This is a genomic window from Pseudomonas sp. E1BtOHC1 (assembly GCF_058744285.1).
In genome coordinates, this window is the sequence record NZ_CP196023.1 from 2,048,413 (window position 1) to 2,073,345 (window position 24,933).

17 protein-coding genes are annotated in these 24,933 nt (G+C 63.5%); 11 read left to right on the top strand and 6 right to left on the bottom strand.

The window, feature by feature from the left end:
* Positions 1 to 68: 68 nt before the first annotated feature.
* Positions 69 to 1,268: a CaiB/BaiF CoA transferase family protein gene (locus ACSSVC_RS09375; RefSeq protein WP_492612214.1), complete on the bottom strand. Its 1,200-nt coding sequence runs from the start codon at positions 1,266 to 1,268 to the stop codon at positions 69 to 71.
* A 318-nt stretch (positions 1,269 to 1,586) separates the two neighbouring features.
* Between ACSSVC_RS09375 and bacA the strand changes: the two genes are divergently transcribed.
* The 6 genes from bacA to ACSSVC_RS09405 all read left to right on the top strand — a co-directional run bounded on the left by bacA (position 1,587) and on the right by ACSSVC_RS09405 (position 11,786).
* On the top strand, positions 1,587 to 2,207 hold the full coding sequence (bacA, locus tag ACSSVC_RS09380; RefSeq protein WP_346633481.1) for a biofilm formation regulator BacA: 621 nt from the start codon (positions 1,587 to 1,589) through the stop codon (positions 2,205 to 2,207).
* 15 nt (positions 2,208 to 2,222) lie between these two features.
* Entirely contained in the window at positions 2,223 to 2,918 is a 696-nt protein-coding gene (locus ACSSVC_RS09385) for a PspA/IM30 family protein (RefSeq protein WP_194237948.1), read from the top strand.
* Positions 2,919 to 2,982: 64 nt separating this feature from the next.
* On the top strand, positions 2,983 to 3,624 hold the full coding sequence (locus ACSSVC_RS09390) for an OB-fold-containig protein (RefSeq protein WP_194237949.1): 642 nt from the start codon (positions 2,983 to 2,985) through the stop codon (positions 3,622 to 3,624).
* A 36-nt stretch (positions 3,625 to 3,660) separates the two neighbouring features.
* Entirely contained in the window at positions 3,661 to 5,736 is a 2,076-nt protein-coding gene (locus ACSSVC_RS09395) for a flotillin family protein (protein WP_346633480.1), read from the top strand.
* Positions 5,737 to 5,912: 176 nt separating this feature from the next.
* Positions 5,913 to 11,057 (top strand): DNA repair ATPase, encoded by a 5,145-nt coding sequence (locus tag ACSSVC_RS09400; protein ID WP_492612215.1) that lies wholly within the window; start codon positions 5,913 to 5,915, stop codon positions 11,055 to 11,057.
* A gap of 39 nt (positions 11,058 to 11,096) precedes the next feature.
* On the top strand, positions 11,097 to 11,786 hold the full coding sequence (locus ACSSVC_RS09405) for a phospholipase D-like domain-containing protein (RefSeq protein WP_346633478.1): 690 nt from the start codon (positions 11,097 to 11,099) through the stop codon (positions 11,784 to 11,786).
* 29 nt (positions 11,787 to 11,815) lie between these two features.
* Here the strand turns inward: ACSSVC_RS09405 and ACSSVC_RS09410 are convergent, their stop codons facing one another.
* Both ACSSVC_RS09410 and ACSSVC_RS09415 read right to left on the bottom strand, forming a co-directional pair.
* On the bottom strand, positions 11,816 to 13,537 hold the full coding sequence (locus tag ACSSVC_RS09410; RefSeq protein ID WP_492612216.1) for a hypothetical protein: 1,722 nt from the start codon (positions 13,535 to 13,537) through the stop codon (positions 11,816 to 11,818).
* A 99-nt stretch (positions 13,538 to 13,636) separates the two neighbouring features.
* Positions 13,637 to 15,373, bottom strand: a complete 1,737-nt coding sequence (locus ACSSVC_RS09415; protein ID WP_446439003.1) for an ATP-binding protein — start codon at positions 15,371 to 15,373, stop codon at positions 13,637 to 13,639.
* Positions 15,374 to 15,592: 219 nt separating this feature from the next.
* Here ACSSVC_RS09415 and ACSSVC_RS09420 point away from each other — a divergent pair, with 219 nt between their 5' ends.
* From ACSSVC_RS09420 to ACSSVC_RS09435, 4 genes are all read left to right on the top strand, one after another.
* The gene (locus ACSSVC_RS09420) at positions 15,593 to 16,135 is read left to right on the top strand and encodes a YaeQ family protein (RefSeq protein WP_346633475.1); all 543 of its coding nucleotides are present in this window, start codon (positions 15,593 to 15,595) and stop codon (positions 16,133 to 16,135) included.
* Positions 16,136 to 16,192: 57 nt separating this feature from the next.
* Positions 16,193 to 17,902 carry a single-stranded-DNA-specific exonuclease RecJ gene (gene recJ, locus ACSSVC_RS09425; protein WP_053156512.1) on the top strand — a complete coding sequence of 570 codons (1,710 nt, stop codon included), beginning with the start codon at positions 16,193 to 16,195 and terminating at the stop codon, positions 17,900 to 17,902.
* 418 nt (positions 17,903 to 18,320) lie between these two features.
* Positions 18,321 to 18,638 carry a DUF6124 family protein gene (locus tag ACSSVC_RS09430; RefSeq protein ID WP_492612556.1) on the top strand — a complete coding sequence of 106 codons (318 nt, stop codon included), beginning with the start codon at positions 18,321 to 18,323 and terminating at the stop codon, positions 18,636 to 18,638.
* A gap of 248 nt (positions 18,639 to 18,886) precedes the next feature.
* Complete coding sequence (locus tag ACSSVC_RS09435; RefSeq protein ID WP_346633473.1) at positions 18,887 to 19,993, top strand: NADH:flavin oxidoreductase/NADH oxidase; 1,107 nt, start codon at positions 18,887 to 18,889, stop codon at positions 19,991 to 19,993.
* Positions 19,994 to 20,158: 165 nt separating this feature from the next.
* Here ACSSVC_RS09435 and ACSSVC_RS09440 read toward each other — a convergent pair whose 3' ends face one another.
* Positions 20,159 to 21,778, bottom strand: coding sequence for a glucan biosynthesis protein D (locus tag ACSSVC_RS09440; protein WP_346633472.1), 1,620 nt, complete (start codon positions 21,776 to 21,778; stop codon positions 20,159 to 20,161).
* 199 nt (positions 21,779 to 21,977) lie between these two features.
* Here ACSSVC_RS09440 and ACSSVC_RS09445 point away from each other — a divergent pair, with 199 nt between their 5' ends.
* Positions 21,978 to 22,511, top strand: coding sequence for a GNAT family N-acetyltransferase (locus ACSSVC_RS09445; protein ID WP_346633471.1), 534 nt, complete (start codon positions 21,978 to 21,980; stop codon positions 22,509 to 22,511).
* On the opposite strand, the gene ACSSVC_RS09450 is transcribed toward ACSSVC_RS09445, so the two are convergent.
* Together ACSSVC_RS09450 and ACSSVC_RS09455 are read right to left on the bottom strand one after the other, a co-directional pair.
* The gene (locus ACSSVC_RS09450) at positions 22,508 to 23,701 is read right to left on the bottom strand and encodes a DUF418 domain-containing protein (RefSeq protein WP_346633470.1); all 1,194 of its coding nucleotides are present in this window, start codon (positions 23,699 to 23,701) and stop codon (positions 22,508 to 22,510) included. The genes ACSSVC_RS09445 and ACSSVC_RS09450 overlap by 4 nt on opposite strands.
* A gap of 182 nt (positions 23,702 to 23,883) precedes the next feature.
* Positions 23,884 to 24,906 (bottom strand): SEL1-like repeat protein, encoded by a 1,023-nt coding sequence (locus tag ACSSVC_RS09455; RefSeq protein WP_492612217.1) that lies wholly within the window; start codon positions 24,904 to 24,906, stop codon positions 23,884 to 23,886.
* Positions 24,907 to 24,933 lie beyond the last annotated feature (27 nt).

Here is a 24,933-nt window from a genome sequence, read left to right on the forward strand (position 1 = left end):
GAAAGCGACCGCGTAGCAAGGGGTGTTTTGCGCCGGACAGGGCGCTGATGGAGAACCGGTTTTTCAGCTTAGATCGCCCCAGAGTTGCGCAAGTGTTGAATCTGTTCGCTGCTGTAGCCCAGGCTCGCCAGGACTTCTGTCGAATGCTCACCGAGCTCGGGTCCGACCCAGTCCGCGGAGCCGGGCGTCTCAGAGAGTTTCGGCACGATGCCCGGCATCTTGAAGGCCTTGCCGTCGGGCAGCTTGGCCTGGAGGAGCATTTCCCGAGCGAGGAACTGCGGGTCGTGGAACATGTCTTCGGCACTGAAGATCCGGCTCGCCGGGACGTCAGCCTGATTCAGCCGCTGCAGTACCTGGTCCAGGGGCAGGGATGCCACCCAGCGGTCGATCACGCCATAGAGTTCATCGCGGCGGGTATCCCGTCCATCGTTGCTGGCCAGGGCCGGATCGTTGGCCAGATCGTCGCGGCCAATGAGCAGCATGAAGCGCTTGAAGATCGCATCGCCGTTGGCGCCAATCTGCACATGCTTGCCGTCCAGGCTGGTATGGATCGAGGAGGGGGTGATGCCGGGCATGATATTGCCGCTGCGCTCGCGGATAAAACCGAACACATCGAACTCCGGGACCATGCTTTCCATCATGGCGAAGATCGCCTCGTACAGCGCCACGTCCACCACTTGTCCCTGGCCGCCGTTGACCTCGCGATGACGCAGGGCCATCAGCGCGCCGATCACGCCCCAGAGGGCAGCGATGGAGTCGCCAATGGAAATCCCGGTGCGTACCGGCGGACGATCCTCGAAGCCGGTGATGTAGCGCAGGCCGCCCATGGATTCGCCTACCGCACCGAAACCGGGCTGGTCCTTCATCGGTCCGGTCTGGCCGAATCCGGATAGGCGCACCATCACCAGTTTCGGGTTGAGGGCGTGCAACACGTCCCAGCCCAGGCCGAGCTTTTCCAGGACCCCGGGGCGGAAGTTTTCGATCAGGATGTCGGCCTCGGCCAGCAGCTGCTTGAGCACCGCCAGGCCGTCCGGGTGCTTGAGGTTCAGGGTCAGGGATTTTTTGTTGCGGGCCTGGACGAACCACCACAGCGAGGTGCCTTCATAGAGCTTGCGCCACTTGCGCAGCGGATCACCGCCGTCCGGAGACTCGACCTTGATCACCTCGGCACCGAACTCGGCGCAGATGCGCGAGGCGAAGGGGCCGGCGATCAGGGTGCCGAGTTCGATCACTTTCAATCCGGCGAGGGGCTTGCTGAGGCTATTCATGGGGCATCCGCTGGGCAGGAAAATCCGCCTAGCCTAGACCATTGGTTGCCATTAAGGCAGCGCTGGGCGGTGGCCTTCCTTCATTATTTCCAGGTCGATGCCGGGATAATTGTGCTTCTCATTCTCTTGGGTGGCGGGTTTAATGGCGCGGTTCATGAGAAAGGCGGTTGCAAATCGCTCAATGTGGTCTATGTCCCGTCACGGGGCCGGCGGTTTGTTTCGAGCTAATCGATAGAAAACTCTTGTTACAAATACCCCTTTAAAAAATTACATGTGATGAATTGAAAACCTTACATGTGATGCTCTAGTCTGTGCGCCATGGAAAACAAATCCTCAGCCCATTACCAACGTTTATTCCGCCAGCGCCTGCGTGATCAGGGTCTGGTGAAAAAGGAAGTCTGGATACTGCCCGAGAACGCCCAGGCGTTGCTGGCGGTTGAACGCAAACTGCGTCAGCCCTTCGAAGGGCTGGCTCCTGTGGAAAAGGATGGAGAAATGAGCATGCCGCAGATCTGGAATGCCCGATCGTTGTGCCAGGCCCTGGCAGCCACCGAGCTGTTCAATAGCGGCGAAGCCAGCGTTGAGCTGCTCGAGGGTGCCGAACCGAGCTTGCACGTGACCATGCGCGAATACGGTGATCTGCCGTTGTTCGTCGCCTTGTCCGGCGAGCAGATCCTGGTAGAGGGGCTGCTCTGGCCGCAAAGCGAAGTCACCGATGTGCAGGCCTTCAACGAAGAAGTGCTGCTCAGCCGACAGTTGTTCCCGCTGTCGAGCATCGGCCTGGAAACCCGTCTTGGCGGCGAGCGCTTCTACATGATGTTCGGTGCGCTCAGCGCCACCTCGATCCTCTCCAACGTGCTCTACGAGATCGAAACCCTGGCCAGCAACGTGATCAGGGCTACCGAGGCCTATGAAGGCTACTTGAAGGCTCAGGCCTGACCTGGAGGAATGCACATGAACGTATGGAGCAAGTTGCTTACCGCCCTGCGCGGTGGCGCCAATGAAGCGGGCGAAGCCCTGGTGGACAGCCAGGCCCTGAGGATTCTCGATCAGGAAATCCGCGACGCCGACCAGGAACTGCGCAAGTCCAAGGAAGCCCTGGCCGAGATCATGGCCCGGCAGAAACTCGCTGCCGAGCGTGCCAATGGCAGCGCGGCGAAGATCGCCGAGTATGAAAGCTATGCCCTCAAGGCCCTGGAAGCGGGTAATGAACATCTTGCCCAGGAAGTAGCGCAGAAGATCGCCAACCTGGAAAATGACCTGGCGGTCGAGCGTGAGCAGGCCGATGGTTTTGCCGCCAGCGTGGCCCAATTGCGCAAGGCCGTGACCCAGGCCGAAGGCAATATCAAACATTTGAAACAGCAGGTGGATACCGTCAAGGCCACCGAGAGCGTGCAGAAAGCCCAGCAGGCCGTGGCTCAGCGCTACGGTGGTTCCCAGAGCAAGCTGCACACCGCGGTGGAATCTCTGGAGCGGATCAAGCAGAAGCAGGCCGAGCGTGCGGCGAAGATGGAAGCCGCAGCCGAATTGGCCAGCACCAGCAACCCGGACGATGCCCTGGATGCCAAGTTGCGTGAAGCCGGGATCGTTGCCGGCAACACCAGCGCCGACAGCGTGCTGGCGCGCCTCAAGGACCGTAGCAAGTCCTGATTCACCGTTGTTGTAGGGGCGGGGCCGATTGGCCTTGCCCGGCTTTTTCAGGGATAGGAAAGCAATGGAAATCTTCCTGCAGACAGTGTTGTCGTTCCCCACAGTGCTGTTCAGCTTCATGCTCTGCCTGGCAGTGATCTACTGGGCCGTGGTGGCCATGGGCATGCTTGAGGTCGACCTGCTGGACTTCGAGGCCGACTCGCTGCTCGAAGGCGCTCACGCCACTGAAGGTCTGGCCGGGCTGCTGATCAAGTTCAAGCTCAACGGGGTGCCGGTCACCCTGGTGCTGACCCTGCTGATGTTCTTCAGCTGGTTCCTGACCTATTTCGCCGAACTCTATGTTCTCAGCCACCTGCCCCTGGGTTGGCTGCGTTATCCCCTGGGCCTGTTGCTGGCAGTGGTTGCACTGTTCCTGGCGGCGCCCATCAGCGCGGCAATCTGCAGCCCGCTGCGTCCGCTGTTTCACAAGATGGAAGCCACCAGCAGCCAGTCGGTGCTGGGGCAGACGGCTGTGGTGCGTAGCGGCAGAGTCACCCTGGAACACGGCGAAGCCGTGCTCGAGAACGGCGGCGCGGGCCTGATCCTGCGTGTGCGTGCCGATGAGGCGCGAGCTTTCAAACGCGGCGATCGCGTCGTGTTACTGGAGTATCTGGAGGCGCAACACGCCTATCGGGTCATTACCGAGGACGAGTTTCGCGGCCTCTGAGCCCGGACTTCCTCAGAATCAAAGGAGATTGATTGCATGAATTTACCGTCGCTGCTGCCCATCCTGCTCGGGATCGGCCTCGTCGTTCTGGTGGTCTTCGGCCTGCTGGCCCTGTTCAAGGCCTTCTACATCAAGGTCCCCCAAGGCACGGCGCTGATCGTCAACGACATGTCCTCGACCCCCAAGGTGCACTTCACTGGCGCCCTGGTGTACCCGGTCATCCACCTCAAGGAGTTCATGCGCATCTCGCTGATCACCCTGGAAGTCGACCGTCGGGCCAAGGATGGTCTGATCTGCCGCGACAACATGCGCGCCGACATCACCGTGGCCTTCTACCTGCGGGTCAATGAAACCCAGGAAGACGTGCTCAAGGTGGCCAAGGCCATCGGTGTCGACCGTGCCTCCGACCGCGCTGCGGTCAACGAGCTGTTCAACGCCAAGTTCTCCGAAGCGCTGAAGACCGTGGGCAAGCAGTTCGACTTCGTCCAGCTGTTCGAGAACCGCCAGGACTTCCGCGACCGCATCATCGAGATCATCGGCAACGACCTCAACGGCTATGTGCTGGAAGACGTAGCCATCGACTACCTGGAGCAGACCGCCAAGCACTCCCTGGACCCGAGCAACATTCTCGACGCTGAGGGTATCCGCAAGATCACCGAGTTGACTGCGGCGCAGAACGTCATCACCAACGAACTGGAGCGCAACCAGGAACTGGCGATCCAGAAGAAGAACGTCGAGACCCGCGAAGCCTCGCTGTCCCTCGAACGCCAGCAGGCCGACGCCGAAGCCCGGCAGAAGCGCGAGATCGAAACCATCCGCGCCCGCGAGGAAGCCGAGACCGCCAAGGTCAAGGAAGAGGAACGCCTGAAGGCCGAGCAAGCACGTATTCAGTCCCAGCAGGAAATCGACGTTCGCACCGAGAACCATCATCGCGAAGTCGAAGTGGCCCAGCAGAACCGTCAGCGTGCGGTGGTCATCGAAGTTGAGAAAGTCACCCGCGCCAAGGACCTGGAAGTGGTGGCCCGCGAGCGTGAAGTGGAACTGCAACGCATCGAGAAAGAAAAGGCTCTGGAAGAGCAGCGCAAGAACATCGCCACAGTGATCCGTGAGCGGGTAGCGGTCGAGAAGACCGTGGCCCAGGAAGAAGAGCGGATCAAGGAAGTGCGCGAAGTGTCCGAAGCCGAGCGCGCCAAGCAAGTGGTGGTGATCCAGGCTCAGGCCGAAGCCGAGCAGGATCTGGTGCGCCAGGTCAAGCAGGCTGAAGCCGACGAGACCCGCTCCAAGCACAAGGCTGTGGAAATCAACAACCTGGCCCAAGCCGAACTGGAAGCGGCGGCCAAACAGGCCGAAGCCAAAAAGCGCCTGGCCGAAGGCCTGGAAGCCGAGCGCGCTGCGCCTGGCCTGGCGGATGCCCGCGTGCTGGAAATCACCGCAGCAGCCCAGGAAAAAGAAGGCCTGGCTCAAGCCCGAGTACGCACCGAGCAGTTGATTGCCGAAGCCCGTGGCGAGCAGGAAAAAGGCCTGGCCGACGCCCGCATCATGGAAGCCCAGGCGGCTGCCAAAGAGAAGGACGGCCTGGCAGAAGCCAAGGTCATGGAAGAGAAGCTCGGGGCTCAGGCCCGTGGCGAAGAGCAACTGGGCGCGGCCAAGGCCAAAGCCACCAAGGACCTGGGTTCGGCTGAAGCCGAAGTGCTGCTGCAGCGTCTGAACGCCGAAGCCGAAGGCCTGGGCAAGAAGTTCGGTGCCCTGGACTCCCTCAGCGACAGCGCACGTCAGCACGAAGAGTTCCGCATGCAATTGGAGAAGAACTTCGAGGAAGCGATGGCCGCCATCGCCGCCAACAAGGAAATCGCCAAGGACCAGGCCGAAGTGCTGTCCGCCGCCCTCAGCAAGGCCAAGATCGAGATCGTTGGTGGCGAAGGCGACTTCTTCAACTCCTTCGCCAAGTCGCTGTCGGTGGGCAAGGCCATCGAGGGCGTGGTGGGCAAGAGCCCGGTGGTCCAGGACGTCCTGGCACGCCTGCTCAATGGCAAGGGCGCTCCGGCGGTAGCCGCTGAGCTGGCCGCCGCTGCCGTTACGCGCAAGGCCGACGCTCCGTCTGCCGAAGCCTGAAATGCCTGACCACAGCTGATTCGCCAGCCCTCACCTGATCCTGTAGCTACCGTTTTTATCGACGGCTGCAGGGCGGGTGTCAGGCTGCGGGTTTCAGCTGGCTGGTTTCAGGTGCTGGGCTCCAGGTTTGAGGAGCCCGCTTTTTTGCACACCGCCGTAGATCCAGGAAGGCCACGATGTCGGACGCTCAAGTCGCAACTCCCCCACAGGACGTATTGGACAAGGCAGTCGCCGAAGGCGGCGCCTATGAGGTGCTGCAAAAGCGCCTGCTGGACCAGGGCCAGCGCCTGCGGGCCACCACTGACGACCTCAACCAGAGGCGTCTCGACGAGTTCGGCAACAGCCGCATGGAAGTGGTCGGGCGGGTGCGCATCCGTACCGAGAACAACTGCATCGCCCGGGACATCGTCCAGGTCGGCGACTGCCTGTTGTTTGGCTACAACGTCTTTATCGGCCTGAAGAAGGAAACCAGCGTCGCCGACGTGTTTTCCCTCTACCGCCTGGTGGAAGAGGGCGAAGGCTACGAAGCCGAGCCCGTGCCCCTGGAAGGCAGTTTCCTGGCGGCCCAGGGCTTCCTCAACGATTTCAACGAGCTCTACACCTATTACAAGAACACCCGCCTGCTGCAACTGGCGATCCGTGACGGCAAGCTGCTGGCGAGTTTCCAGATCGGCGAGCGCGTCACCGATGTGCGGGTGTTCCGTTGGTCGATCTCGGTGGACGGACGGGACGTCCGTTACATCGACAATCGCGGCGAGCGAGATATCGCCCTGCCGGCGCCCTTCGACTTCGAATGGAAGAAGGCCACCCGCGAGATGGTGGTCGAAGGCCGCTTCCCGCACCTGAACATCCTCGACACGGTGTTCGTCGAAACCATCGGCGGCGACCTGACCATCAAGGTCGAGAACAACACCGAGTCGGGTCTGGGCATCTACCGTGAAGAGGTGCTGGACAAGACCCAGTCCCTGGACGACTCGCAGATCGAATTCGCCCGCCTGGGCAGCCTGATCCTGCTCAAGGTTTTGCCGTACCGCGAAGAGCAGTGGCGCTATCTGGTGTTCAACAGCCTGACTCGCCAGGTGGAGCGCATCGACGCCATCGGCCTGGCCTGCGTGCAGCTGCCGGAAGACCACGGGATCATCTTCCCCGGCGGCTATTACCTGCAGAGCGGCGAGTACAAGACCTTCGAACAGTCCATGGAAGGCATGCGCTTCAAGCGCTCGGTGCGCTCGCCCAACGGTGAAGATGTGCAGTACATCTTCTACCACCCGGAGCAGGGCCGCTCGGTGCTGCTGACCTACAACATGATCAACCGCCAGTTGCAGAACCCGCTGTTCGGCCACGGCTACGCGCGCCTGGAAGACGGGCGCATGGTGATCTTCGCTGCCGAAGGCGACGAGCCGACCCGGGTGCATCCGATGCAGGTCTGGCAGACGCCGTTCTTCACCGAGGAATACGCCGCGCGGCAACCGACCCGCAGCGGTTTTCTCGGACGCATCGGCAATGCCGAACTGGTGCGCAGCGTGTCCGATCTCTACGACCTGTGCCGCGAGATCGATACCCCGGCGGTGTCGGTGCAGCGCTATTCGCTGTTGTGTCAGAACACCCGGCGCCTGTTCGACGTGTACCACTGGCTGGGCAGCGCCGAGCTCGACGGCCTGGCGCCGCTGCTGCGGGAAGTGGCCTCCACCTCGGAGCTGGTGCTCGACGAATACGAGAAAGTCGAAAGCATCCGTCGCCAGTCGGACCAGGCCATGGTGGCCGCCGAGGCCAAGCAGAAAGCCCTGCTGGACAGCCTGCTGGTGGACAGCTGGGATCAGGTGCAAAGCTTCGTCGATGCTCTGAACGGCATCACCGCCCAGCGCGGGCTGCTGCTGACCATTCGCGACTACCGCTACATCGACGTGGCGCGCATCGATGCCATGGAAGCCGACCTGCTCAAGGCCCAGGAGCGCACCGCCGCCGGCACTGCGACCTTCCTCGCCAGCGATCAGGCCTTGCAGCCTTTTGTGACCCAGCTCGAAGCCCTGGACGCCCAGGCGCAGAAAGCCGAAACCGTGGCCCAGCTCAGCGAGCCCTTGGGCGCCCTGCAAGCCATGGCCGGCGACCTGGACATGTTGTCGAGCCTGATGGCCTCGCTACAGATCGACGACGCCACCCAGCGCACCCGGATCATTGAATCCATCTCGCAGATCTACGCCCGCCTCAACCAGGCCAAGGCCCGTGCCGAACAGCGGCGCAAGGGGCTGGGTTCGACCGAGACCGTGGCGCAGTTCGGGGCCCAGTTCAAACTCTTCAGCCAGGGCATCACCAATGCCTTGGCCCAGGCCCAGGACCCCGAACGTTGCGACGAGCAGCTGTCGCGGTTGCTGGTGCAGCTGGAGGAGCTGGAAAGCCGCTTCGGCGATCACGAACAGTTCCTCGGCGACATCCTCGGCAAGCGCGAGGAGTTGCTGGAAACCTTCGAGGCCCACAAGCAATCCCTGCTCGACGAGCGTCAGCGCAAGGCCCAGGGCCTGCTGGACGCGGCGCGGCGGATTCTCGACAGCCTCGGCCGGCGCACCGCCAAGTTCACCCAGGCCGAGGAGCTCAATGCGTTCTTCGCCGCCGACCCGCTGATCCTCAAGCTGCGGGAACTGGCCGAGCGTCTGCGCGAGCTCAAGGACAGCGTCAAGGCCGACGATGTCGAGTCGCGCCTCAAGGGCGCCCGGGATCAGGCCGTGCGTGCCTTGCGCGACAAGACCGAGCTGTTCGAAGAGGGCGGCAACGTCATCAAGCTGGGGCCGCGCCACCGTTTCAGCGTCAACACCCAGGAGCTGGACCTGACCCTGATGCCCCGGGGCGACGAACTGCACCTGCACCTCACCGGCACGGACTTCCTCGAACCTCTGCGCGACCCCGAGCTGGAGGCCCTGCGCGACTTCTGGCAGGTGGCCCTGGAGTCGGAATCGGCCCAGTTGTACCGTGCCGAATACCTCGCCGGGCAAGTGCTGGACGCTGCCGATCGAGGCGTGGAAGGCCTGAGCCTGGAAAGCCTGAAACCCTTGCTGGCGCACCCTGAAGAACTGGCGCGGGTGATCCGCGACTTTGCTGCGCCGCGCTACAAGGAAGGCTACGAGAAGGGCATCCACGACCACGACGCCGCAGCGATCCTCCTGCAACTGCTGCCCCTGCGCGACAGTGCCGGCCTGTTGCGTTTCGGCGCCACGGCCCGTGCCTTTGCCAGCCTCTACTGGGATCGCCAGCAGGAACAGCCGCAACCCCGGCAATGGGTGGAACGTGCCCGTACCAGCCGGCATATCCAGCAACTGTTCGGGCGTCGCGAAGGCTTGCAGCAGTTGCAGGAGGAAATCCTCGTGGCACTGGGTGACTGGCATCAGCAGCACGCCTTCACCCTGGCCGTCGAGCTGTTGCCCGAGGCTGCCGAGTACCTGGTCCAGGAGCTGGCCGCCGAACGCATTGAATTCACCTTCAGCAAATACGCCAAGCAGCTGCAGGAAGCCCTGACCCTGCGCCTGCAGGGCGCGCGGATGTGGGACGACTACCAGCAGGCCCTGGCGCGGTTGGTGGAGCGCCCCGCTGCGCAGTGGGCACTGACCGAGAACTGGCTCTCGGCCCTGTGCGCCGAGGGCGAGTTCGCCGAGTGGGCCGACTACGTGCCTGAGGCGGTGGCCCTGTCGCTGCTGCGGGAAGACTTTGCCAAGCGCATCACCGAAGTCGATCTGCGGTTCAAGGTCGACAACCTGATGGGCGAACACCCGCGCATCCAGGAGCGCAGCCTGTCCCTCACCGTGGACGGCTTCTTCGCTCGCCTACGGGCCCACCGCGAACAATTCCTGCCTGGCCTGCAGCGTTACCAGAGCTTGCGCCAGGGCATCATCGGCCGTGAACGCTCGGCCCTGCGCCTGAGCGAATTCAAGCCGCGGCCGCTGAGCTCCTTCGTGCGCAACAAGCTGATCAACGATGTGTACCTGGGCTTTATCGGCGACAACCTGGCCAAGCAGATGGGCACTGTGGGCGAGAACAAGCGCACCGACCTGATGGGCCTGTTGATGCTGATTTCGCCACCGGGCTACGGCAAGACCACCTTGATGGAATACGTGGCGCACCGCCTGGGGCTGATCTTCATGAAGATCAACGGCCCGGCCCTGGGGCACCAGGTACGTTCCCTGGACCCGGCCCAGGCACCGGACGCCACTTCGCGCCAGGAACTGGAGAAACTCAACCTGGCCCTGGAGATGGGCAACAACGTGATGCTCTATGTCGACGACATCCAGCACACTCACCCGGAATTCCTGCAGAAATTCATCTCGCTGTGCGACGGCACCCGGCGCATCGAAGGCGTGTGGAAAGGCCGCACCAAGACCTACGACATGCGCGGCAAAAAGTTCTGCGTGGTGATGTCGGGCAACCCGTACACCGAGTCCGGCGAGGTGTTCAAGATCCCCGACATGCTGGCCAACCGGGCCGACATCTATAACCTCGGCGACACCCTGGGTGGCATGCAAGAGGCCTTCTCCCTGAGCTACATCGAGAACGGCCTGACCTCCAACCCGGTCCTGGCGCCATTGGCCACCCGCGACATGGCGGACGTCTACCGCTTCGTCGCCAAGGCCGAGGGCAAGGCCTTCTCCAGCAACGAACTGAGCCATAGCTACAGCGGTGCCGAGATCAACGAGATCACCACCACCCTGCAACGCCTGATGCAGGTGCGCGACGTGGTGCTGCGGGTCAACCAGCAATACATCGCCAGCGCCGCCCAGGCCGACCAGTACCGCAGCGAGCCGCCGTTCAAGCTGCAAGGCAGCTACCGCAACATGAACAAGATGGCGGAGAAGATCTCGGCGGTGATGAACGACGCCGAGCTCCTGCAACTGCTGGCCGACCACTACCAGGGCGAATCCCAGTTGCTGACCACCGGCGCCGAGGAAAACCTGCTCAAGCTCGCCGAGCTGCGCGGTAACCAGACCCCGGAGCAGAGCGAGCGCTGGACCCAGATCAAGCGCGACTTCGTGCGCAACCGCTCCATGGGCGGCAGCGACAGCGATGTCGGTACCCGCGTGGTGGCCCAGCTCAACGATCTGGTGGAAGGCGTACGCGGCCTGGCCCGACCCGCGCAGCAGCACGAACTGCGCGACGTGCTGGAAAACCTCTCCGAGCACCTGGAGAACAGCTTCCTGCCGCTGATCAAGGTCATGCACAAGAAGATCGACGTCGACCTGCACAGCCACCAGCGCATCGGCGACATCGCCACGCGCCTCGACGAACTGAGCCAGATGCTCAGTAACGGCGAGGTTCCGACCCTCAAGGACTCTCAATAGTAGGAGCCGGCTTGCCGGCGAATACTTAAGGATCACGACATGGATTTTGCCCACCTGGACCAGCAGCTGCGCGACAGCCTGCTGGACCTGAAACTGAGCAACGAAGAGCGCGACGAGCTGCGTCAACTGGGCAGCGAACTGGGCCAGGACCAGGTGCGCTACATGCGTAACCGCGCCTTTGATCTGGTGCGCGAACTGGCGCTGACAGACAGCGCCAATGTGCTGCCGGCGTTGAAATGGCTGGAGCAGGTGGTCAAGACCCTGGACGCCAACAGCGCCCCGGTGCGGGACATGGCCAGTGCCCACTTCAGCCCTGGCGAAGACTGCCGGCGCAAGATCCGCGACCTGTGTCGCCAGGCCCGAATCTCGGTGGATATCTGCGTGTTCACCATTTCCGACGATCAACTGAGCGACGAAATCCGCGCCTGCCACCAGCGCGGCGTGGCCGTGCGGGTGATCAGCGACAGTGAAAAGCAATTCGATGTCGGCAGCGATATCGCCGCGTTACGCGAGGCCGGCGTGCCGGTGCGGATCGACGACACGCCGTTCCACATGCACCACAAGTTCGCTGTGTTCGATGGCCGGACCCTGCTCAACGGCAGCTTCAACTGGACCCGCAGCGCCACCACCGGCAATGAGGAAAACCTGCTGGTGATCGACCACCCGCAACTGGTGGCCAGTTATCTCAAGGAGTTCAACGAGCTGTGGAGCCGCTACGCGCCGCGTTAAGGCGTGCAGCGGCGGGCCTCAACACGGCCTCAGGCGGCGTTCGGGTAACCCCAGGCGCTCTCGGCGGCCAGGCTGTCGATCAGCTTCTGGCGCAGCTCATGGGCTTTTTCCGGGGCACTCTGGCGCAGGGTTTCCAGGGCCAGGTGCAACTGCTGCACCGGGTTTTCGCCAATAAACAGGTTGCGCAGTTCCAGGCCGGCAATCGCCTCCTCGAAGCGTTGCTGGCGGATATGGTTCAGCACCATGGCCTGGCTCAATTGGCTGGCATAGGCCGCCCGCTGTTCCAGGCGACTCTTTAGCTCGGCGGCTTTTGCCTGATCGTCGATGTAGACGTAGCTCAGCGCCAGCTGTTCCAGGAAGAAGGTTTTTTCCGCAGGGTCCAGCGTCGCATTTTGACTGTCGTCGTCGAGCGCTTGCACAGCCTGATCCAGCAGTTCGCCGGCTTGCCGGGTTTGTTCCAGGTCGTGGAGCAGCTTGGCCTGCAACGCCAGTTTCATCGGACGATCGGCGTATTCGAGCTGGGTGTTGAGATGCGCCATTTCCTCCAGGTTATTGCGGATCAGCCAGCTGTCGCGGCGCAGGCGCGGCAGGGCGGCCTGCACCCGCAGTTGGGTTTCCAGGATCAGCAGGCGCAACCACGGCCATTGCTCATCGCCACGCAAGGTCTCCAGTGCCAGCAAGGCTTGCTCCAGCAGATGGGCGCACCATTGCGAGTGTTCCTCGACGTAGTTGCCCCACAGACAGATCAGGCACCAGATACGCTGCGGGGTCGAGACGGCGCCGGCCTGCAAGGCCGCCTCGGCCTCGGCCATCTCGTTGCGCGCGACATGCCAGTTCAACAGGCTCAACAGCAGCTCGCTGGCGTCCGACTCCGGCACCTGGGCGATCAGCTGTGTAGCCAGATCCGGGCGCTTGGCGTCCAGAATCAGCTTGAGTAACGGTGGGTAGCCGAAGTAGTCGTCGGGCTCGGGGTTTTGCGCCAGCAGTTCGAATCCGGCGTCGAATTCCCCGGCTTGCATCAGCAGGGTCACGACGATGATTTGGGCCGACTCGGGCAATTGCGCGGCCATGGCCGGGAACTGCGCGTCCTGCCCCTGGGCACGGTACTCGAGCAGGGTCTGTTCCAGTTCATGCAGGTCCAGTTTGTTGGCCGGCTGTTTGAGTAGCAGTTGCCAGGCCAGGCCGATGCTGATGGCGGCTTTGTCGGCCAGGCCCAAGCTGCGTTGCAGGGTAGCCAACTGCCGATGCTCGCTGGCGGAGTCCTGGCTCAACTGCTCGACACCGAAGGTCACCAGCAAGGCGCGGGCCTGCTCGTGTTCACCGCTGGCCACCAGCAGTGGGATGCGCAGCATGGGCGCTGAGGGCAGGGGTTGATGCAGGCGCTCCAACAGGCTTAGCACCGCCTGTGGGCCGTCCTTGTCGAGCAAGGTTTCGAGCAGTTGGTCCAGGGCCATGGGCTGGTAGGTTTCATCGAGTTCGGCCAGTACTTCCAGGGCCTGTTCCTGGTCGCCTTGTCGGTACAGCGCCGCAGGCATCTGCATCAGCCCCAGTTGCCGGGCTTTGCCCGTCAGGCGCTGGGCCAGTTGCAAGCCCACTTGCGGTTCGATGGCGCTCAGGTGCGCCGCGCGATTGATCTGCGCTGCCTCGTCCAGGGTGATACCCAGGTCATTGCCGCTGCTGCTCTTGTTGGCATACACCACCAGCAGCGAGATCACGCCGGTAATGACCAGCAGGATGATAAGCACTTCCATGATTCGGTTTTCCTTTGGTGCGGGTCGGGGCCTGGCGCGTTGCATGGGGGCGCCCTGGACAACGGGTTGCAGCCAGGCGGGTGTCGGTCCGGGAGGCGGTCAGTTCGCCTGAGAGGTGCGCCAGGCCATGCCGCTGCTAAAGCTCTCCATCAGTTGCTGCTGAAGTTCGCTGGCCCGCTCGGGGGCCCGTGTGTGCAGCTCCTCCAGGGCCTGATACAGACGCGACAGAGGCTTCTTGTCGCTGAGCAAGACGCTCAGGTTCAGGGCTTCGATGGCCTGGGCGAAGCGCTGGTGCTCGATGTGATTGAGCAGCAGGTCCTCTTCCAGGTCGCGACTGCCGGCCTCCAGGCTGTGCAATCGATCCTGCAGGACCTGGGCCTGCTGCGCCTCGTCGATGCTCAGGTAGGCGCTGGCGATGTCCTCCAGGTAGAAGGTTTTGTCCATCTCATCGACCTCCGGCAGGGTGTCGCTGTCCAGCAACGCCAGGGCCTGCTCCAGCAGGGTCCTGGCCTGGGCCGTCTGCCCCAGGTCGTGCAGTAGCTTGGTCTGCTCGCGAATGCACAGCAATTGCTGTTCGCCGTCCTCCTGCTGGTGCAGGCTGTGCAATTCCTCAAGGCCGCTGCGTACCAGCCAGCTGTCCCGACGATGGGCCGGCAGCCGGCTTTGCAGCTGTAGCTGGGTTCGCAGGGCCTGCATGCGCATGCCGCTCCAGAACTCATGGTCATTCTTGTACCCGTCGATCTGTTGCAGCGCCTTGGCCAGCAGTGCCTCGGCCCATTGCGGGTGAGTGGCGTGGTGCTGTTCACAGAGGCTGAGCATCAGGCCCGGATGCTGGCTCGGTTCAGTTTCCAGGGTCAGTAACAGAGCCTCGGCTTCTGCGGTCTGCCCTTGTGTCGCCATGTGGCTCAGCAGGCTCAGCAGCAGGCTGTAGCGATGCATGTCGGGGGCCTTGTCCAGCAGGCGCAGGGCGTTATCGATCGGCGGCAGGGCCAGGGCCAGGTCCAGCAGTTCGCTGTGCGTTGTGTAGTAGAGGTCTTCGCTGATGGGGGCCAGCAGACTGAGGGCAGAGTCCAGTTGACCGGCCTTGATCAGGGCGGCGACTGCCTGGGCCTGTTCTTCTGCCGGCAGTGGCGCGGCCCGGGTGAGGATCGAGTCGAACTGACCCAGGGTCGCGCAGGCCTCGAACAGCCTGCGCAGAATCGACTGGCGATGGCTTTCCTCGGATGCCTCAAACGTCGACCAGGCGTGCTCGACGCTGGCCAGTGCCGCGTCCTGCATCCCGGCCTGATGTTGCAGGTGCGCCAGGATCAGCAGGTTGCCGATGCTCTGGCGTTCCTGGGCGGCCTGCTGTTGCGGGTCACTCAGTTCGCCCAGCACAGCCAGGGCCCGGTCCTGTTCGCCACGGGCCTGGAGGATACGCACTTGCAGCAGCGGCCAGCTGGGCAGGGATTGCCCCCAGTTCTCCAGGAGTTCCAGGCAGGCTTGGGTATCGTCGGTGTCGAGCAGTGTTTCGATCAGGGTATTGAGCACGTACTCCCGGGCGTGGGGCGGCAGTTGCTGGTAGATCGCCTGGGCCTGGGCCTTGTGTCCGGCCAGGTAGAGCTCGCTGGCCACCAGCTGCAAGGCCAGTTCCCGGGCCTCGCCGGGTAGCGTCTCTGCCAGTTTCAGCGCCAGCAGCGGCTCGGCCTTGCTCAGCAGCAGGGTCTGATTGATCTGGGCGGTGAGGTTGCTGGTCAGCTCCAGACCCTCGTTCCGATCGGCGGTTTTCTGGCGGGAGTACAAAATCAGTGCGATGAACACCAGCACGATGACAAGCAGGGTGACAAAGAGGGTCATGGACGTCCTTTTCTATTGCACAGCGGCTCTGGTGCGGTGCGCGCCAGCCGGTTTGCGCGGGGTTATAAAGCCATGGCTACAGGCTGGCAACCGACTTTACCCAGCCAATGCGTTTCAGCGGATGTCATCCAGGGCAGGGGTGGCCCGGTCAGTGGTCGGGCAGGGCGGCAGGTTTCGGGTTAGACTTGCCGCCTTTTCGCACACTCAAGAAGCCCGCACATGGCCCAGCCGTCCACCACCTACAAATTCGAACTGAACCTGACCGACCTCGACCGCGGGGTCTACGAAAGCGTCAAGCAGACCATCGCCCGTCACCCTTCGGAAACCGAAGAGCGCATGACAGTGCGACTGCTGGCCTACGCCTTCTGGTACAACGAGCACCTGTCGTTCGGTCGGGGTCTGTCGGATGTGGATGAACCGGCCCTGTGGGAAAAGAGCCTGGACGATCGCGTACTGCACTGGATCGAAGTCGGCCAGCCGGACGCCGATCGCCTGACCTGGTGCTCGCGACGCACCGAGCGCACCAGCCTGCTGGCCTACGGCAGCCTGCGGGTCTGGCAGACCCGGGTGGTGGACGCGGTGAAGAACCTGAAGAACCTCAACATCGCCGGCGTGCCCCAGGACGTCCTCGAGACCCTGGCCAAGGACATGCCGCGCGTCATCAAGTGGGACGTGATGATCAGCGAAGGCACGATCTTCGTCACCGACGATCGCGGTCAGCACGAAGTCCAGTTGGAATGGCTGCTGGGCGAGCGCGGCTGATCGCCCGCTCCGCACCTGAACGATCCACCGTCCCCCAAGAGAAGTTGCTGTTAGCCCATGCGTATCGAACCCCGTGAGTTGCCCGCCGTCCTGCCCTTTCTCGGCGATCTGCCGCCACTGCTGACCCGCCTTTATGCCGCCCGTGGCGTGCAGTCGGTGGAGGAGCTGGACAAGAGCCTGGCGCGGCTGATCCCGTATCAGCAGCTCAAGGGCATCGACGCCGCGGTGGACCTGCTGGTGACCGCTCTGGACCAGCGCCAGCGCATCCTCATCGTCGGCGACTTCGACGCCGACGGCGCCACCGCCAGCACCGTGGGCTTGCTGGGCCTGCGCCTGCTGGGCGCGGCCCATGTCGATTATCTGGTGCCCAACCGTTTCGAATACGGCTACGGCCTGACCCCGGAAATCGTTGCCGTGGCCCTGCAGCGCGAGCCGCAGCTTTTGATCACCGTAGACAACGGCATCTCCAGCGTCGAAGGCGTGGCGGCGGCCAAGGCAGCAGGCTTGCAGGTATTGGTCACCGACCACCACTTGCCCGGCCATGAACTGCCGGCGGCGGACGCCATCGTCAACCCCAACCAGCCGGGTTGCGAGTTTCCCAGCAAGGCCCTGGCCGGGGTCGGGGTGATCTTCTATGTGCTGATGGCCCTGCGCGCACGCCTGCGCAGCCTGGGTCGCTATGAAACCCGGCCGCAGCCGAACATTGGCGAGCTGCTGGATCTGGTGGCCCTGGGCAGCGTGGCGGACGTGGTGCCCCTGGACGCCAACAACCGCATCCTGGTGCATCAGGGCCTGGAGCGGATTCGTGCCGGTCGCGCGCGGCCGGGGCTCAAGGCGATTCTCGAAGTGGCCAAGCGCGATCACTCGCGTATTACCTCCACCGACCTGGGTTTTATCCTTGGTCCACGGCTCAACGCCGCCGGACGCCTGGACGACATGAGCCTGGGTATCGAGTGCCTGCTCAGCGACGACGTTTCCGCCGCTCGGGCCATGGCCGCTCAGCTGGACGAACTGAACCAGGACCGCAAATCCATCGAGCAGGGCATGCAGCGCGAAGCCCTGGCCCAGCTCAAGGAATTGCCGGTGGAGTCGATGCCGTTCGGCCTGTGCCTGTTCGATGCCGACTGGCACCAGGGCGTGATCGGGATTCTCGCCTCGCGCCTGAAAGAGCGTTACCACCGCCCGACCATCGCCTTTGCCGATGCTGGCGACGGCATGCTCAAGGGCTCGGCCCGTTCGGTGCCGGGCTTCCATATCCGTGACGCCCTGGACGCGGTGGCCGCGCGCCATCCGCAACTGATCAGCAAGTTCGGTGGCCACGCCATGGCCGCCGGTCTGTCCCTGCCGGAGCAGAACTTCCCGGCCTTCGCCGAGGCTTTCGACGAAGAAGTGCGGCGCCAGCTGCGCGAAGAAGACCTCACCGGGCGCCTGCTGTCGGACGGCAGCCTGGCCGTGGAAGAGTTCCACCTGGAACTGGCCCGCGCCCTGCGCCATGCCGGGCCCTGGGGCCAGCACTTCCCCGAGCCGATGTTCCATGGCGTGTTTGAACTGGTGGAGCAGCGCATCGTTGGCGAACGCCACCTGAAAGTGGTGCTGCGCAGCGAATGCGGCTCGCTGAAACTGGACGGCATCGCCTTCGGCATCGACCGCGAAGTCTGGCCCAACCCCACCATCCGCTGGGTGGAACTGGCCTACAAGCTCGACCTCAACGAGTTCCGGGGCCAGGAAACCGTGCAGTTGATGATTGCCCATATTGAACCGCGTTAAGGGACGCTGTGGCTGGTTTCGCCAGACTTTGGGGAAGCGGGATGGCGGTATGTCTCTTTCTTTTGTAAGGGGTTTCCGAGACACTCCCGGGCGCTTGTGGCGATCTACTCAGCTGACTAGTCTCGGTTCATCACTGCCTATCAGTGATCGGGAATAGCAGCCCGGGTCGAACGCAAGCGATGCCATCAGCACTGCAATTCATATTTGCAGTGTGCTGTTATGGCGGCTGTGCGTGGGGGCGCTTTCGGGCGCACCGGTTCCTCGACCCGGTCTGCTAGCCCGCGTACAGCCGCCACCTTTTTAAACGTCTAGCAGCGTTAGGTGTGGAGGCTTCATCGTCGAGGAACTGCACCATGAAAAAGATCGTCCCGATCCGCCTGTTTCCCCTCCTTCTTCCCGTCGTAATCCTGCCCACGATCTGGCCAATGAAAGGGTTCGCCATGCCCTGGCCATTATCGGCGTAGAGGGTTCGCTGATCGCGACGCTGCAACCCACCGCCGCTGGTCCTGCGGGCCCCGATAACCCCTTCACTGTGCGCCCCGGTATCAGTGCCGAAGAAGCACTGCTCCACGTTGTCATGCTGCTCAAGTCCGCCGAGGAGGTGTCCGACGAGATCACCGAGCAGGCCAGTGGCGTAGAGCGCGGGTTGATCTGGTCGCTGGTGCATTCGGTGGAGATGGCCCGTGGCGTGGTGGAGGCCTTGCTCGATGGCAATCGCCGGGGCCCTGCGATTTGACGCTCCGCCAGCCGCTGTCCCGCCGCAGCGGCTGGCGTTTGTGCCGCCCGGGCGCAAGGTTTTTGCCCGGGCAATCATCAGGAACCCTGCTGGCGGCAGTGTTGTCGACTAGTCTCTAAGCACTGTCTGATTGGCCTTGTGACCTTTTGTCATTCTTCTACCCGCGGGGGCGGGCGCTTCACTTCGCAGTCACTCGTCGACCGTTCAAACAGAACCCTGGAGCCTGACCATTGACCGAGAGGTGCCCCATGAGTCTGCTGCTTGAACCCTATACCCTGCGTCAACTGACCCTTCTCAACCGCATCGCGGTGTCGCCCATGTGCCAGTACTCGTCGGTGGACGGGCTGGCCAACGACTGGCATCTGGTGCACCTGGGCAGCCGCGCCGTCGGCGGCGCCGGGTTGATCTTCACCGAGGCCACGGCGGTCACCGCCGAGGGCCGGATCACCGCCCAGGACCTGGGCTTGTGGAACGACGCGCAGATCGAACCCTTGCAACGCATCACCCGTTTCATCACCGCCCAGGGCGCCGTGGCTGGCATCCAGCTGGCCCATGCCGGGCGCAAGGCCAGTACTCATCGGCCCTGGCTGGGCAAGTCCGGCAGCGTCAAACCCGAGGACGGCGGCTGGGTGCCGGTGGGGCCGTCACGGATTGCCTTCGACCCGCAGCACACGCCGCCCACCCAGTTGGATGAGGGGCAGATTGGCGAGATCATCCAGGCCTTCGTTGCGGCCGCCAAACGTGCGCTGGAGGCCGGTTTCAAAGTGGTGGAAGTGCATGCCGCCCATGGCTATCTGCTGCATCAGTTCCTCTCGCCCTTGAGTAATCAGCGCCAGGATCAATACGGCGGTTCGTTCGAAAACCGCATTCGCCTGGTGTTGCAGGTGACCGAGGCGGTGCGCGCGGTGTGGCCCGAGGAACTGCCGCTGTTTGTGCGGGTGTCGGCCACCGACTGGGTGGAAGACGGCTGGAACCCGGACGAGACCGTGGAGCTGGCGCGGCGGCTCAAGGACCTGGGGGTGGATTTGATCGATGTGTCGTCCGGAGGCACCGCGGCCAATGCCGAGATTCCCACCGGGCCGGGTTATCAGACGCGCTTTGCCGAGCGAGTGCGCAAGGAGTCGGGGATTGCCACCGGTACCGTCGGGCTGATCACCGAACCGGCCCAGGCGGAGCATATTTTGCGTACCTGTCAGGCGGACATCATCTTTCTCGCCCGGGAGCTGTTGCGTGATCCTTACTGGCCGCTGCATGCCGATGATGATCTGGGCGGGCGCAAGGCGATCTGGCCGGCGCAGTATCAGCGGGCAACCCACAGGGATCAGCCGATTCATGAGTCGGACTTGCGTGATTAAGGTCCTGCCGATGTAAAAAAAACCGGCCCGTGTGGGCCGGTTTTTTTTGTGCCTGGCTTCAGGACGCCTGCGCTGGCCAGCCAGCTCCTACGGAGGCGGTGTGGTCTGTAGGAACCGGCTTGCCGGCGAAGGGGCCCGTAGGGCGGGCCAGGGGCCGTCAGCCGATCACGGGTATTTGCGTTTGTCCGGTGCCGGCGGGAAGTACTGGTACAGCCAGGTCTCGCTCAGGGTGCGGTCGTGGGTGCGGATGAACAGCCGCAGTTCCACCGGTTCGACGCTGTCGTTGGTTGGGTACCAGTCGAAGAGAATGCGGTAGCCCTTGATCTCGTCCAGTACCAGGATGCTGAAATCCTTAACCTCACCGTTGGAGGCGCTGATTACCGGTTCGATGCCGGTGCCGGCTGGCAGGCGATCCAGGCCGCCACCGGTGAAGTCCACGGCAAAGCGCCGCGCCCAGACTTCCGGGTAGTGCTCGCCCGGGGCCCAGCCTTCGACGAAGCCGCCCATGCCGGAACGGGTGGCGTGTACTCGTGCCAGGGGCGTGCCTACCGGCGGCAGGGCGCTCCAGTAGAGCTTGTAGCCGTAGTTCAGGGAGTCGCCGGCGGCCACCGGTTTTTTCGGGGTCCAGAAGGCCACGATGTTGTCCATGGTTTCGCCGGTGGTGGGGATTTCCAGCAGGTCGACGCTGCCTTCGCCCCAGGCTGTGGTGGGTTCGACCCACAGGCTCGGGCGGCGGCTGTACCAGTCCACGGTGTCCTGGTAGCTGGCGAACTCGTGGTCGGTCTGCACCAGGCCGAAGCCTTTCGGGTCCTTGTCGGCGAAGGCGTTGAACTGCAGGTTCGCCGGGTTGTTCAACGGCCGGCAGATCCATTCGCCGTTGCCGCGCCACATGGCCAGGCGGTCGGAGTCGTGGATCTGCGGGTGGATGGTGTCGCACATGCGCCGTTCATGGGTGCCGCAGCTGAACATGCTGGTCATCGGTGCGATGCCCAGTTGTTCGATGGCGGTACGGGCATTGATGTGGGCGTCGACGTCCATCACCACGCGCTCGGCCTGACAGTCGATGTCGAAGCGGTAGGCACCGGTGGCGCTCGGTGAATCCAGCAGGGCGTAGACCACGAAGCGAGTGCTGTCCTTGTCCGGGGTCTCGAACCAGAACTGGGTGAAATCGGGGAACTCCTCGCGGCGTTTGGCGTAGGTGTCGATGGCCAGGCCCCGGGCCGACAGGCCGTACTGGCCGGTGGCGTCCACCGCACGGAAGTAGCTGGCGCCGAGGAAGGACACCACGTCATGCCTGTCCAGTTCCGGTGCCTTGAACAGCTTGAAGCCGGCAAAGCCCAGGTCGCCCTTGAGCTGGGCGGTGTCGACGCTGGTGTTCTGGTAGTTGAACAGCGCGGGACGGAAGTGCACTTCCCGCGCCTGGCGAGTCTTGGGATCGACGCTGTGCATACGCACCGGCTGCTTGAAGCCCATGCCCACATGGAAGAACTGCACATCCAGCTGGCCGTTCAGGTCATTCCACAGCGAGTGCTGGCTGTCGTACTGGATGGCGTTGAAGTTCTGCGGCGTCATCTTCGCCAGGGTCGGTGGCAGCACCTGCTTGGTGTCTACGTACTTGCTGGCGGCCAGTTGCTTGGCCTGGGCCTTGAGCTGATCGAAGTCGAATGCCTGGGCTTGGCCGTCAGCGGCGCCGGCCCAGGCCCTGGCTGCCAGCAGACCGCTGGCCGAGAGGCCGGTGTAGGCCGCTAGGGCCATGGAGGCTTTGAGGAGATTCCTGCGGTGCATAGGTGAACCTTGTACGGGGAAAGATCCCCAGCCGTTCCTGGCTGCATGAGGGGATCGCGAGGTGAGGTTCGGTCATGCCATCGGCCAAACGCAACGGACTGTAAACAGACGCCGGATAGAATAAACGGTTCGCCAGGGGCAGAAAAATGATTAGCTTGTGTCCATTGGTAACCACCGATCAGCTCCAGGAACCCCGCCCATGCTGCACCCGCGCTTGCTCATCGAAGACGATATCCAACGGCTCAAATTGATCGACCGCTCAGAGGTCATCGATGAGTTCTACCGTCTTCAGGATGGCGTTCTGCTGCGCTATGCCCAGCATGAAGTGGTGGAGGGTTGGCCGCAGGGCGAGGCTGAGCATGACGCGCTGATCTTGCAGCAGTGTTACCAGCGCGGCGGCTGGTTGCATGGGGTGTTCGATGGCTCGGCGCTGGTGGCGGCAGCGGTGGTCGATTGCCTGCCCATCGAGGGCGCCGGGCTGGACTTGCGGCAGTTGAAGTTCCTGCATGTGAGCCGGGCATATCGCGGCCTTGGCCTGGGTCGGCAACTCTTCGCCCTGGCCCGGGAGCAGGCCCTGATCATGGGCGCCCAGGGCTTGTACGTGTCGGCCACGCCGTCGCGGCACACCGTGGATTTTTACACCAGCCTGGGCTGTGAGCCATTGGCCGTCCCGGACCCGGAGCTGCTGCGCCTCGAGCCCGAGGACATCCACCTCTATCTGCGTCTGGTTTAAGCCTGGAGGGGCTTGCGCCAGTTTGGCCAGGCACCGATGGTCACCGCCCGCAGCAGCCACTCGCAAGGACCGTACTGATGAGTGCGCAGCCACAGGGTGCTGAGCTGCATCTGCAGCAGGTAGATGGCGATCACCAGGACGGGCATCCACAGCGGCGACAGATGGTTGATCAGCCCCAGTCCGTAGCCGGTGAACAGCAGGCAGAGGATCAGCGATTGCAGCAGGTAGTTGCTCAGTGACATCCGTCCCAGAGGGGCCAGGCGTTGGCACAGGCGCTGGCCCAGAGGGGCGTGAAAGGCCCTGAGCAGTAGCATGGCGTAACTGGCCGAGAGCAGCGGCGCGGTCAGTTGGCTGATGCCGTAGCCGATGACTTCCAGACCGCCACCAGGGGCGTAGGCTGCCCAGTATCCGTAGAGCAGGGCGCTACCCAGGCCGAGGGGCAGGGTCACGGCCAGCAGCCCTGGCAGTTTGCGCTCAAAGCGGTAAGGCGCCACCAGCAGGCCTTTGCGCCCGGCTACATAGCCCAGCAGGAACATCGCCAGGGTGCTGGGGCCCTGCAGCAGCCACAGGGCAGAAGCGGTCTCCAGCAGATGAGAGGCGTTGTAGGCCAGGGTGTCCAGGGCATCGCCGCCCAGGGCCATGTCCTTGAGCACCGGTTCGCCGTCGGCGACGCCGGTGTAGAGGCCAGCGTTCAGCAGTTGGACACCGAACAGCAGGATCAGCACGGCGGTTCCCGTGATCAGCACTATCGCCAGGGTCGCCGCCCATCTTGCCGACAATCCGCGCAGCGCCAGCAGCACCAGGCCCAGCAGGGCGTACAGCGAGAGGATCTCGCCGTAGAACAACAGCGCCCCATGCGCCAGGCCGATGGCCAGCAAGGCCAGTTGCCGACGCAACATGCGCGGCACGAAGCGTTCCCCCGAGCGTTCGGCGGAGGCCATCTGCAGGGTGAAGCTGTAGCCGAACAGAAAGGAGAACAGCAGGTAGAACTTGGCCTCGAAGAGGACCGACACCAGCCAGCGGATCAGGTGATCGAGGCTGCCGGCATAGGCTGGATTGCTCACCGGCGAGGTGTAGTACGGGTCGGCGAAGGACCAGATGTTCACCGCCAGGATGCCCAGCAGAGCAAAGCCGCGCAGGGCGTCCACGTGCTGCAGGCGTGCTGCCTGGACGGGCACCAGCGCACTCATCTCCAGGGCCTTGGCAGCAGGGTGGGTTCTTGGGGGGCGGGAAGCATGGGACGGCCTTTGGGTACTTGAGTGAACGCTCAATTAACGCGATCAGGCCGTGTGCGGGCAATCAAACTCTTGTGAAAAAGAGTCAAAAAGCGTGATGCCCATCTTCCACGCCTTGGGGGCAGACCACAGGGGCCTTAGCTCCCCACTGGAGCCTGGGCATCCAGGCACTGGGCTTCGCCGGCGGGCGTTTCGCCTTTTTTTGTCCACCAGGTCAGGTGCCGGAGGCTGTTCAGGTCGCCACGCTTGATCGCTTCCCGGTAGCAGGCCAGGGCCCGCGGGCCATCGGTGGTGCCCCACTTGCCCTCGGCGTAGCCGCTGCCCAGGTAGTAGTAGGCGTTGGCCGAGTCCAGTTCCCGGGCAGTGCGCAGCACCAACTCTTCGGACTTGCGCGGTTGCTGGCATTGCGTGACGGAGCCATCGCCGAGCGGATCGCAGTAGTACATGGATAGCATCAACGCCGCCTCGGCATCGGTCTGGGCGTAAGGCAGCAGCAGTTCTTCCGGCTCCCCGGGCTTGAGCTCCGGCGCCATGCCCGAGTAACCCAGGCTCACCGCCTGCACCGCTGCCTTGGCCGAGCCATGCCGGGCGGCGTCCAGCAGAATCTGCTGACCCAGCTCGAAGAAGTACTTGGTCAACAGGTACTGCTCCCGACCGCCGTAGCCCAGGAACAGATCGGCCTTGCGCATCTGCCGCTGTAGTGCAGTTTCATTGGCCGGAGCGTCCTGATTGAGCAGGCCGTCCATGGACCACTGTTCCACCCGTACCAGCTGCCAGCAGGCGCCCTGTTGAAAGACGAAGGCCTGGACCACGTCGCCCAGTGGGTCATGCACCACCAGGGTCTGGCTCTCCCAGAAGGTTTGCAGCCCGGCCCGAGCCTGGGTCTCTGGATCGAGCAGGGTCAGCAGGTGGCGGGTATCGCCCGTCAGCTTGTGCCGGGTGGTGATCTCGCGTCCGTACTCGTCATGGGTCGGTCGCTGTTCGATCAACGGCGAGTCGCTGAACGCCTGCTGCAGCTCCGGGCTGCTGGCAAAGGCCTTGGCGAAAGTCGGCAGGTCGCTGGACGGGCAGGCGGGCGCAGCGGCCTGGGCCGCCTGGGTGGCGGCGCCGAGCAGCAGGACGGTGAACAGCGGGCGCAAGAGATGACGAAGGGCGGGCATCGGCGAACTCATTGAGGTTGGAGGCGG

What these genes read in the sequence shown, in the direction of transcription:
- recJ (WP_053156512.1), top strand. Translation starts at nt 16,193, where the DNA reads ATGCGTATCGAACCCCGTGAGTTGCCCGCCGTCCTGCCCTTTCTCGGC.
- ACSSVC_RS09395 (WP_346633480.1), top strand. Translation starts at nt 3,661, where the DNA reads ATGAATTTACCGTCGCTGCTGCCCATCCTGCTCGGGATCGGCCTCGTC.
- bacA (WP_346633481.1), top strand. Translation starts at nt 1,587, where the DNA reads ATGGAAAACAAATCCTCAGCCCATTACCAACGTTTATTCCGCCAGCGC.
- ACSSVC_RS09400 (WP_492612215.1), top strand. Translation starts at nt 5,913, where the DNA reads ATGTCGGACGCTCAAGTCGCAACTCCCCCACAGGACGTATTGGACAAG.
- ACSSVC_RS09405 (WP_346633478.1), top strand. Translation starts at nt 11,097, where the DNA reads ATGGATTTTGCCCACCTGGACCAGCAGCTGCGCGACAGCCTGCTGGAC.
- ACSSVC_RS09455 (WP_492612217.1), bottom strand. Translation starts at nt 24,906, where the DNA reads ATGCCCGCCCTTCGTCATCTCTTGCGCCCGCTGTTCACCGTCCTGCTG.
- ACSSVC_RS09390 (WP_194237949.1), top strand. Translation starts at nt 2,983, where the DNA reads ATGGAAATCTTCCTGCAGACAGTGTTGTCGTTCCCCACAGTGCTGTTC.
- ACSSVC_RS09410 (WP_492612216.1), bottom strand. Translation starts at nt 13,537, where the DNA reads ATGGAAGTGCTTATCATCCTGCTGGTCATTACCGGCGTGATCTCGCTG.
- ACSSVC_RS09445 (WP_346633471.1), top strand. Translation starts at nt 21,978, where the DNA reads ATGCTGCACCCGCGCTTGCTCATCGAAGACGATATCCAACGGCTCAAA.
- ACSSVC_RS09420 (WP_346633475.1), top strand. Translation starts at nt 15,593, where the DNA reads ATGGCCCAGCCGTCCACCACCTACAAATTCGAACTGAACCTGACCGAC.
- ACSSVC_RS09440 (WP_346633472.1), bottom strand. Translation starts at nt 21,778, where the DNA reads ATGCACCGCAGGAATCTCCTCAAAGCCTCCATGGCCCTAGCGGCCTAC.
- ACSSVC_RS09375 (WP_492612214.1), bottom strand. Translation starts at nt 1,268, where the DNA reads ATGAATAGCCTCAGCAAGCCCCTCGCCGGATTGAAAGTGATCGAACTC.
- ACSSVC_RS09385 (WP_194237948.1), top strand. Translation starts at nt 2,223, where the DNA reads ATGAACGTATGGAGCAAGTTGCTTACCGCCCTGCGCGGTGGCGCCAAT.
- ACSSVC_RS09450 (WP_346633470.1), bottom strand. Translation starts at nt 23,701, where the DNA reads ATGAGTGCGCTGGTGCCCGTCCAGGCAGCACGCCTGCAGCACGTGGAC.
- ACSSVC_RS09435 (WP_346633473.1), top strand. Translation starts at nt 18,887, where the DNA reads ATGAGTCTGCTGCTTGAACCCTATACCCTGCGTCAACTGACCCTTCTC.
- ACSSVC_RS09415 (WP_446439003.1), bottom strand. Translation starts at nt 15,373, where the DNA reads ATGACCCTCTTTGTCACCCTGCTTGTCATCGTGCTGGTGTTCATCGCA.